6 protein-coding genes are annotated in these 10607 nt (G+C 57.8%); 4 read left to right on the forward strand and 2 right to left on the reverse strand.

Annotated elements, in window-relative coordinates; translation table 11 throughout:
- Window position 1: 1 nt before the first annotated feature.
- On the reverse strand, window positions 2–1087 hold the full coding sequence (locus JDV09_RS27470; protein WP_372452894.1) for a pentapeptide repeat-containing protein: 1086 nt from the start codon (window positions 1085–1087) through the stop codon (window positions 2–4).
- Between the two features lie 72 nt (window positions 1088–1159).
- Between JDV09_RS27470 and JDV09_RS10565 the strand changes: the two genes are divergently transcribed.
- The 4 genes from JDV09_RS10565 (at window position 1160) to JDV09_RS10580 (ending at window position 9495) form a co-directional block, all read left to right on the forward strand.
- Window positions 1160–2605 carry a metallophosphoesterase family protein gene (locus JDV09_RS10565; RefSeq protein WP_221369076.1) on the forward strand — a complete coding sequence of 482 codons (1446 nt, stop codon included), beginning with the start codon at window positions 1160–1162 and terminating at the stop codon, window positions 2603–2605.
- A gap of 855 nt (window positions 2606–3460) precedes the next feature.
- Window positions 3461–4921 carry a type I restriction-modification system subunit M gene (locus tag JDV09_RS10570; RefSeq protein ID WP_221369077.1) on the forward strand — a complete coding sequence of 487 codons (1461 nt, stop codon included), beginning with the start codon at window positions 3461–3463 and terminating at the stop codon, window positions 4919–4921.
- Entirely contained in the window at window positions 4918–6069 is a 1152-nt protein-coding gene (locus JDV09_RS27260) for a restriction endonuclease subunit S (protein ID WP_221369078.1), read from the forward strand. Before JDV09_RS10570 ends, JDV09_RS27260 begins: the two co-directional genes overlap by 4 nt.
- 9 nt (window positions 6070–6078) lie before the next feature.
- On the forward strand, window positions 6079–9495 hold the full coding sequence (locus JDV09_RS10580) for a DEAD/DEAH box helicase family protein (protein ID WP_221369079.1): 3417 nt from the start codon (window positions 6079–6081) through the stop codon (window positions 9493–9495).
- Window positions 9496–9563: 68 nt separating this feature from the next.
- Here the strand turns inward: JDV09_RS10580 and JDV09_RS10585 are convergent, their stop codons facing one another.
- On the reverse strand, window positions 9564–10088 hold the full coding sequence (locus JDV09_RS10585) for a HEPN domain-containing protein (RefSeq protein WP_221369080.1): 525 nt from the start codon (window positions 10086–10088) through the stop codon (window positions 9564–9566).
- Between the last annotated feature and the right edge of the window lie 519 nt (window positions 10089–10607).

The following is a 10607-nucleotide window of genomic DNA, read 5'->3' on the forward strand; positions in this document are numbered from 1 at the left end:
CTCACTTCTCTCGTTCAAACACAGATCTGAACAACAGAGCAGTGATTAGCGCAGCGAAGAGCAGGCCCAGGAGCACCTCTATAAAGGCTAGAGCGAGAGTCCAACCTGAAACGAAGTGTACATCCGACAAACCAGACCCCGGGAGTATGTTCCCGAGACTAGCGAGCCAAGCGTCGCTTGCGGACGCCCGCTTGCCATCCCTTTCAAGTCCCGCGCCAAGCGCCAGGAATAGGAGGGGAAAGACACCCAGGCTCAAAATCGACCAGTTCCTCAATACAACGAGCCAACTGCGACGATAGCCCCAGGCTAATCCTCGTAAGCGACTCGCTGCCCACCTGTAAGCAGCACTAACCCGACCGGATCCTCTGTAATGCTCTTTGAAGTAAGGCGTTGTACCTCGGATAGCGTCAAACATGTGCCTTTCGAACGCCTCGGCACCAGCCTGTCGGTATAACCCTTCGTCGTAGGTTAAACCAGCCTTTCTGGCCTCTTGGGCAAGATTCGCACAAAGATGGGCTCGTAGATTTCCCTCGCCAGGAAGCGATTCTCGTAGCTGACCAAACTTGATAAGACAGTTTGCAAACGAATTGTAGTATCTGAAGTCACAAGATCTGATGTCAACTTTTGAAAGGTCGCTATTCACGAATTTGCAGCCAGAAAACTTTGACTTCTCAATCTTGGTGTTACGAAAGTAACAGTCGATGAATGCACAGTCGGTAAACGTAGCTTCATCCAGCACACAGTCCTTGAAACTAACATTTGCGAAAGTGCAATGGGCAAATTTCACACCCTCGAGCCTTGACCCGTCCGCACGAATCGAGGCATACAGCTGGTCTACACCGCCAGCGTCGACAGGAAGTTCGGCGATGATCTCACGACCCACAAGGTATGCATCCCCAGCCGTCACAACTGTTGGGTATAGCACACCTGAGGCACGTTGCGGCCCCAAGCGCGGCGTGGGGGCGTCGCTACGCTCACCTCCGGGAAACGTCGGGATCAAGTCTGAGGTGTGGTGCAAGTTGATTCTTTCGAAACCCTGGTCAGAACGCCGGTGCCTGCACCCGCAAACCCTCGGCGCCCACTTCATAACCGTGATGTCGTGTGCCACGTCCACGCAGGGCTTTGAAAAAGAAATCCACGTCGGCTGTCAGGCGCTAGCATGCGAGAGGTGGTGGGGTATAGAGGACCGCAGGGTGGCCAGTCGCTGAGGATCATTCACCTATCTGATGTCCACTTCGGAAAGGAGCACATTTTTGGGGGCGAGAAAACGCCCGCCGGCGACTTCGTCAGTGGAGGTCCGTCGCTCGCTGAGTCAATTCGCGCCGACCTTGCTCAGATAGAGGATGCAGCACCCCAGATAGTGTGCCTAACGGGCGATTTAACCCAAACGGCTTCACCTGCAGAATTCGAGCAAGCTCGTCTGTTTTGTGAGGCACTGTGCTACGACAATGCTTCGCTCGGACCGCTGGCGATCGTTCCTGGCAACCACGACGTGGACTGGACGGCGAAATCAGGCAAGACAAGGATGCGGCCTTGGAGTCACTTCCTAGTAGATCTTCGTGGCACGGCTGATGACTGGACCGATGACCGGCGCGACGCTTACGTTCGAACTGACCTCGTCAAATCACACGGCGTACTGATCGCCGAAATCAACTCCTGCAGGTTCGTCGAAAAAGACACCCCTGACGAACAACGAGGTCGCGTGTCTGAGAAGGCCCTCGATGAGCTGGAAACTCAACTCTCCAAGCTCAAGCGTGGTGCAGCTAAACACTGCATCAGAATAGCCTTAGTTCACCACCACCCTATTCTGATTCCAGAATTGGCCGAGCAGGGCAGGGGATACGATTCGATACATGGCGCAGGCCACCTGTTGCGAATTCTGCGCCAGCACGGATTTCATCTACTTCTGCACGGGCACAAGCACAATCCTTTCACTTTTACTGAAGACTCATTGCGGGCTCAGCAAGAGGAACGGCACGCTCACCCGTTATTCGTGGTATGCGGCGGCTCTGCATCAAGCTCTGCGCTTCCCGCCGAGTCACCGATTAATTGTTATAACCGAATCGACATCAAATGGCTACCCGACGCACAGCAGTATCGCTGCCGCGTTGAGACCCGAACGCTGATCCGAGCGAGGAGGGGCATGCCGCTCATTCGCACGCGATGGTCGTGGCAGGCGCTCTCTCGCGACGACCGGTCGTTCCGGCCCGAGCGCTTTGCCGCGAAAAATGATCGACTCTCGTGGCGCGAATTCAATGCTCGCGACAAGGACACGAGGCGAAAACAGCAATACAGACGCAGTCGCGGGGTCTTCCCGACCGTAGCGGTTCGACCATCGCTTACACCCGGCCAAGCCCACGAAGCTCTTGTCGAACTTCGATCACATCCGTGCGAAGACGTCGAAACAATTGACGTAGAAAGGGTTCGGTGGTCGGCCGGCCCGAAGCATGCCGTATTTGAGCTCGGACAGGAACATAGCAGGTCTCGCTTTCGCGCCGTTTTCAGCTACTACGGTCCCATGCTTATTCAAGCGTCGGTTACGTGGGTGGATGGGCACAAGGCCGACTTGTTCATCTACGCCCAGTCGGAGGAGATAGAGCAGTGAGTTCTCTTGCTATCGTTGGGCCCCAAGTGCTTCCCAATCCGGGCTATGGGTTCGAACCTGACGAAATCGTGTTCCAGAACCCGGGCACAGACCCTGTCGTAAGCGGGATGTACCGCACTGCATACCGCTCCGCCAAGCGTTTGCGCCTTGATGTGTCCTTTCCAATAGCGCAACCGGAATTCGATCCGCGAAGGCAGTGGCTTGACGCCGTTCACCGCTTGGCCAGCGCCGACGCAATACTTGCCGTATTTACTGGTGAGAGCCGGGCTATACCGACCGAAGCCTCCCTCGCAGTATTCATGAGTATCCCATTGCTGTTGGTCGCCGTAGATACATACTTCATCGAGCCATTCGAACAAAGCGGTATCCCGATTATAAGCGGTCGGTCCCAAGCCTTTGAAGTCGAGGATGCAATTCGAAGGCTGTTTGGGGAGAGTGCTGGCGGTGCTGGGCAGCCAACTGGCGTTCCGGTGTGGTGACGGAACGCAAAGGTGCTTGTTACCAACACGTCGACGGCAACCACTTTATCCAGCAATCCCGAGCACAATTTCTGCGCCGACGAGGACCGCCGCAAGGGCGGCGAATGGCCTAGCTATTCGTTCCCGGAGTTTGACGAGTTCCGAGTCTCGGGGAAGTTTTCCAGGTTCTTGCAGCCCGCACCCGGCGTGGGCCTTGGTCTACTCGATGCATCCACTTGAAGATGATTCCGAGAACTCGTGTGAGCCGTTCCAACGTTCTGCTCCTTCCTCGAGGAGTCGCTGCGAGAGGCCGCGCTGAGCGTGGAGTCAAGGATGTCGGTCCTGCGCTGTATAAAGTTCTGTTCAGTTCGTACCAGCACACTTTGGGGGCGTTGGAGTGATCACAGGTGAGTTGAAGGGCAAGGTTGATCGCGTCTGGGACGCCTTCTGGTCTGGCGGCATCTCCAATCCGATCGAGGTGATCGAGCAGATCACTTACCTGCTGTTCATCCGCCGCCTTGACGATCTCAACACTCTCGCCGAGAAGAAGGCCCGGGTGACCGGTATCGAAGAGGGCATCCTTTTCGGTCCCGATCAGCAGAACCTGCGCTGGAAGAACCTCAAGGACGACGAACCTGGAGTCATGTTCACCACGATCAGTCAAAAGGTTTTCCCGTTCCTGCGAGGGCTCCGAGGCGACGGTTCGACCTACTCCGAGCACATGAAGGATGCTCGGTTCACCATTCCGAACCCGGCACTGCTGTCGCGTGTGGTCGACATGATCGACGACATCCCGATGGCCGACCGAGACACCAACGGCGACCTCTATGAGTACTTGCTGTCCAAGATCGCCAGCGCCGGCGTCAACGGCCAGTTCCGGACCCCGCGCCACATCATCGCCACGATGGTCGCGATGATGAACCCACAGCCCACAGACGAGATCTGTGACCCGGCCTGCGGAACTGCAGGGTTCCTAGTGTCAGCCGCGGAACATGTTCGCGAGCACCACCCCCGCGTCCTGACCGACGCAGCGCAGCGGAAGCATTTCCACGCCAGCATGTTCCATGGCTATGACTTCGACTCCACGATGCTGCGAATCGGCAGCATGAACATGCTTATGCATGGAGTGGAAGCCCCAGACATCCGCTACAGGGACTCGCTGTCGGAGGGGGCAAGCGGGGACGCCGACAAGTACACCTTGATCCTGGCCAATCCACCTTTTGCCGGTTCGCTGGACTACGAGTCGACGTCGAAGGATCTCCAGCGCATCGTCAAAACGAAGAAGACTGAACTCTTGTTCCTTGCGCTTTTCCTTAAACTGCTCAAGCCGGGCGGCCGGGCAGCGGTGATCGTGCCCGACGGAGTGCTGTTTGGATCATCGACTGCTCACAAGGAGCTCCGCCGCGTGCTTGTGGAAGACCAGAAGCTCGACGGGGTCGTCAAGCTGCCCTCTGGTGTTTTCCGTCCCTACGCCGGTGTCTCCACCGCCATCTTGTTGTTCACCAAGACAAACTCTGGCGGCACCGACCACGTGTGGTTTTACGATCTCCAAGCCGACGGGTTATCACTCGATGATAAGCGCAGCCCCGTCGAGGCCAACGATCTCCCCGATGTGTTAGAGCGGTGGCCATTGCGGAACAGTTCGGAGCTAGAGCGCGACCGCACCGAGCGGTCATTTTGCGTTGCCAAAGACGACATCGTCGCCCAAGGCTATGACCTGTCGCTGAATCGGTACAAGGAGATCGTGCACGACTTGGTCAAGTACCGGTCGCCATTGGAGATCATCGCCGAGATCGAAAAGCTTGAGATTGACATCGCCAACGGGCTGACCGAGTTGAAGGCGATGCTGTCGTCGTGACGACCGTGGAGTTACAAGAAATCGCAACGATCGAACGCCAGGGAGTCGATCCCGCAGGCCTTGAGTCCAGCACTCCCTACATTGGGTTGGAACACATCGAACGAGGCGGTCGCATCATCGGTGGTCAAACACTAGCGAGTGCGGACGTGACGAGCACGAAGTACATCTTCACGGACAGACATGTCCTTTTCGGGAAGCTTCGGCCCAACCTTGGGAAGATTGCTCGACCTAGTGGCCACGGTGTCTGTAGTACAGACATACTGCCGATCCTACCGGGGCCATTATTAGACCGCGGATACCTTTTTCACTATCTAAATCAGCCAAAGATGGTTGATTTCGCAGCTTCGCAGGCTACCGGCGCGAATCTACCGCGGCTTAGTCCCAAAACGCTCGGTACCTTTCAGCTTCCGCTTCCGCCGATTGCCGAGCAGCGCCGCATCGCAGCGATCCTCGACCAAGCTGACGCACTCCGCGCAAAGCGTCATAAGACGTTGACTGCGTTTGATTCACTCGCGTCGTCCATCTTCTATGACATGTTTGGTGACCCCGTCTTAAATCCGAAGGCCTGGAAAGTAGTTCGCTTCGAAGATCAGATTAAAACGATGCAGTATGGCCCGCGCTTCTACAACGAGCCCTACTCAGCGCATGGAATCAGGATCGTGCGGATTACCGATCTCGACAAACATGGTCGGCTCGATTTCGATTCGATGCCCAGGATGGAGGTGAGCGATGTTGATCATCAGAAGTTCTGCTTGAGACCAGGAGACATAGTCTTCGCACGCACCGGAGCCACGGTAGGGAAGCTGGCCTTGATTAGGGCCAAGGATCCGCCATGTATCGCGGGCGCCTACTTCATCCGAGTCCAATTACGGGACGAAGTCGAGCCAGACTACGGCGCGGCCGTTCTCCGGTCTCCCACCATTCAATCGATTATTGAGTCCGGCTCTCGTCAGTCCGCCCAGCAGAACTTCAGCGGGCCTGGCGTACGTGCGCTACCACTGCCGCTCCCACCGCTCGAGCTACAGCGACAGTTCAGCGCGACTCTAGCCGCCTTGGAAGGACGGAGAACGCTTGCCTTGGAGGCGAAGGCAGCTGTCGAGGAACTCTTCGTTTCTCTCCAATCTCGTGCTTTTTCGGGCGAATTGTGAGTCTGCACGATGGGTAACTTTGACTTCCTCGAAGCGGTTGCCTGGAGAGAGATTTACAGCGACTGCGCCAGAGCCGAGAGCTACGCAACGAGCGATCCGCGCTCAGCATGCTTCTACAGTCGCCGATCCGTCGAACAACTCGTCGACTTTCTCTACGACATTCTCGGGCTGCCGCTGCCCTACAAACCTGACTTAGCAGCCAAGGTCAACGACACCGGGTTCCAGTCCAAGGTCGGAATGGGCATCGTCGCGAAGCTGAACCTGATTCGCAAACTCGGTAACTTCGCCGTGCACGACACCAAGCAGATCCCTCCTCGGGCTGCACTGGATTCCCTCAAAGAGCTACACCACGTGATGCTGTGGGCCGCGTTCCGGTACTCCACCGCCCCGCAGGCCGTGCCGATGAAAGCGCGCTTTGACCCCGCCCTCGCCGCAAAGGCCGCACCGCTGAGCCGCGAGGAAATTGCCGCGTTGGCAGCCAAGTTCGAGGCCCAAGATGAGGCACACGCAAAGGCGTTGGCCGAGAAGGACGAACTAGCCGCCGCCAACAACGCCGAAATCGCTGAGCTGCGAGCCCAGATCAAGGCCGCCCAGGCTACGAAGACCGCTACCGATGACCGCGACTACTCAGAAGCCGAGACCCGCGACCGCTACATCGACGTCCTACTCAGAGAGGCTGGCTGGTCTTTGTCCGAAGCCAGGGACCGGGAGTTCGAGGTCAACGGCATGCCGAGCAACAACGGAGTGGGCTACGCCGATTACGTGTTGTGGGGTGCTGACGGGCTTCCTCTAGCCGTGGTGGAGGCCAAGCGCACCACCGTCAACGCGGATCAGGGCCAACAGCAAGCCAAGCTGTACGCCGACTGCCTGGAGAAGATGACGGGTCGCCGTCCTGTCATCTTCTACACGAACGGCTATGAGCATTGGCTGTGGGACGACGCCGCGGGCTACCCGCCGCGTCAGGTGCAGGGCTTCTTTACTGCCGACGAGCTGGAGCTGATGGTCGCCCGACGCACGGGCCGCGCGCCGCTGCTAGACGCCCCTATCGACTCGGTGATTGTGGAGCGGCACTACCAGATTCACGCCATCCGCCGCATCGGCGAAGAGTTCACCAAGAGCAAGCGCGAAGCGTTGTTGGTGATGGCCACCGGATCGGGGAAGACACGTGCCGTCATCGCGCTGGTCAAACAGCTCATGAAAGCCGGCTGGGTCAAGCGAGTGCTCTTTTTGGCCGACCGCACGGCATTGGTCAATCAGGCCGTCAATGCCTTCAAGACGCATCTGCCCAATGCCACGACCGTGAACCTTGTGACCGAAAAGGTCTCCGACGGAAGGGTGTACGTCAGCACCTATCCCACAATGCTCAATCTCATCAACAGCATCGACGGCGGTCAACGCACCTTCGGGCCTGGCTACTTCGACCTTGTCGTGATCGACGAAGCGCACCGCTCGGTATACCAGAAGTACCGGGCCATCTTCGACTGGTTCGATTCGCTGCTGGTCGGGCTGACCGCAACCCCGAAAGACGAAGTCGACCACAACACCTACCGACTGTTCCATCTCGAAGATGGTGTCCCCACCGATGCCTATGGCCTGGATGACGCGGTTGCCGAGGGCTTCCTTGTTCCCGCGGTGGGCATTTCGGTGGGCACAAAGTTCCTGCGGCAGGGCATTCGTTACGACGATCTGACCGAAGAGGAAAAGGACGCCTGGGACGTCCTCGACTGGGGAGAGAACGGCGAAACCCCTGATGCGGTGTCCGCAGAGGACCTCAATCGGTTCTTGTTCAACGCCGACACCGTTGACAAGGTTCTCGCCGAACTGATGGCTCAGGGACACAAGGTCGCGGCTGGGGACCGACTGGGCAAGACGATAATCTTTGCCAAGAACCGCGACCATGCCCAGTTCATCGCCGAGCGGTTCGACATCCAATACCCCGAGTACGCTGGCCATTTCGCCCGTGTCGTCACACACGGAATGAGCTACGCACAGAGCCTCATCGACGACTTCTCCATCCCTGATAAGGCCCCGCACATCGCGATCTCGGTGGACATGCTGGACACCGGAATCGATGTACCCGAGGTCGTCAACCTCGTCTTCTTCAAACTGGTACGTTCGAAGAGCAAGTTCTGGCAGATGATTGGCCGTGGCACCCGGCGCTGCCCAGACCTGTTCGGGCCCGGTCAGGACAAGGCGAACTTCTACGTCTTCGATTTCTGCGGCAACCTCGAATACTTCAGCCAGAACCTTTCCCCATCCGAAGGCTCACTGCAGAAGTCACTGAACCAGAGGCTCTTCGAGACCCGCGTTGGTCTGGTTACGGCCCTGGATTCGGCGATCAAGCCGAACGGTGCCGACCCGGCAGAGGGCCATGGCACCGAATCTGAGCGTGGGCTACGAGTCGACATCGCGTGGGGACTGCACAAGGTCGTAGTCGGCATGAACCTCGACAACGTCCTCGTTCGCCCGCATCGGCGTCTCGTTGAGCAATACGCCCAATGGTCTGCGTGGTCACCGCTCACTGAAGAGGCCGCCGGTGAGGTAGCCGAGGATCTCGCCGGGTTGCCGTCCAGTGAATTGGACTCCGATGAGCAAGCCAAGCGGTTCGACCTTTTGATCCTGCGTCGCCAACTGGCCCAGCTGCAGGGAGATGCGCTGGCAGCTGAACAGGTACGCGAGAAGGTACAGAACATCGCCTCGTCGCTGCTGACCAAGACCACCATCCCGTCGGTCGCCGCCCAGCAGTTGCTGCTGGACGAAGTCGCCGGCGACGAGTGGTGGGTCGATGCCACCTTGCCGATGCTTGAGCTGGCCCGACTACGGCTGCGAGGGCTGCTGCAGTTCCTCGACGCGGTTACCAAGAGCCGCGTCTACACCGACTTTCAAGATGAGCTGTCTGAGTCGACGATGGTCGATCTCCCAGGAATCACCCCGGGTACTAACTGGGAACGCTTCCGCGCCAAGGCCTCCGCATACCTCAAGCAGCACCATGACCACCTCGCGCTACAACGGCTGCGCCGAAACAAGCCGCTCACCAACGATGACCTGGCCGCGCTCGAACTGATGCTGATCGACAGCGGCACCGGCGAGCCTGCCGACATTGCGCTGGCCATAGAGCAATCCCACGGGCTGGGCCTGTTCGTGCGGTCCCTCATTGGCTTGGACCGTGAGGCCGCGGTAGAGGCATTCGGCGCGTATCTCGACGGCACGAAGTTCACCGCGGATCAGATCCACTTCATCAATCTGATCATCAATGAACTCACCGCCAACGGCGTCATGGAACCTGCGCGACTCTACGAGTCGCCCTACACAGACCGCGCCCCGACAGGACCCGAAGCCGTGTTCTCAGAATCCGATGTCGACACCATCGTGGGCATCCTGAGGGTTGTGCGAGCCAACGCCATCCCAGGCGACGGCGCCGCGTGATCACCACTGGTCATGTACTTCAGCAATCAAATGCTCGGGCGTTCTAGATTTCACCGGGTGGCTACAAACTAGCCAGAAATCTCGATACTCACACCGGCGGGCGGATTGCTGCGAGTCACTGCAGCGCCCAGCAGCAACTTTACCAATTTCCGTGCTTCCGTTTCAAAGCTACGGAGTTCGCCGAGCGGTAGGTAACCGTCATGGATGAGCTTGCTTCGCGCGTTGTAGACATCTTTGGCTCTGCGCTGCAATTTTTTTCGCTCGTCTGCGCTCACATCGGAGAGATTTTCGAACAGGTCGGCGATCTGTGCGCCTATTGACTTTTCCTTCAGTCGACGAACTTGTCCGCTAAGAGAATTGAGCGTTTTGTACTCGCTAGAGGTCGTCTCGTACTTAGCCATCTCGTCTATGAGTTCGGCGCTCCATCGGTCCACGAGATCTAACGCGAGCTGCTCTTTTGGCGATGCCACGGCCAAAGCTTCCATCGCGATGACCAGAAGAAGGAAGCGAACGCGCGCTTGCCGCTCGTTGAAATGGGCCGCGTAGAGTTCCAACGCCGTTCGATACTTTTCGCCCTTGGTGGGATCGATCAAGAATCGCACGATGTCGTGGAGCGACTGCGCCAATTCGTGGGCATTTAGGTCCTGCCGCTCTTGGACCCAAATAGAACGGACTATACTTACGGTGGCTGTGTCGTCATCACCCAATTGCCTGATTTGGAACGGCAACGCAGGAACTATGAAGTCGCGAATGTGTAGATTTAGCAACCCTACGATTTGGTAGGCAGTATTCCGAAGTGCTTCTTTCAACTCTGCCGGAAGAGCACCTTCAAACTGAAAGTCAAGAATAATGTCCAGCTCACCTCGCCTCGCGTGGCGAGGCGGAGCGGTCAATAGCGGAACGCGCTCTGCCGGCGTCTTCAAGAACGATTCGCCAACCTGGTACAGACCTAAGCCTCGATCCACCGACGAATCGGCTGGTCATCGGGTGTCGTGACGAGGAAAGTGCCCTCTGAGCTGTGATGATGAGTGTTCCTTACGCACTTATCGGCACAACTCGGAAAGGCACTTCCAGTGAAAGTGTCCCACAGGTTCGCCGCCGCGTCGGCGGTC

This window comes from Mycolicibacterium xanthum, from assembly GCF_019710635.1.
GTDB lineage: Bacteria > Actinomycetota > Actinomycetes > Mycobacteriales > Mycobacteriaceae > Mycobacterium > Mycobacterium xanthum.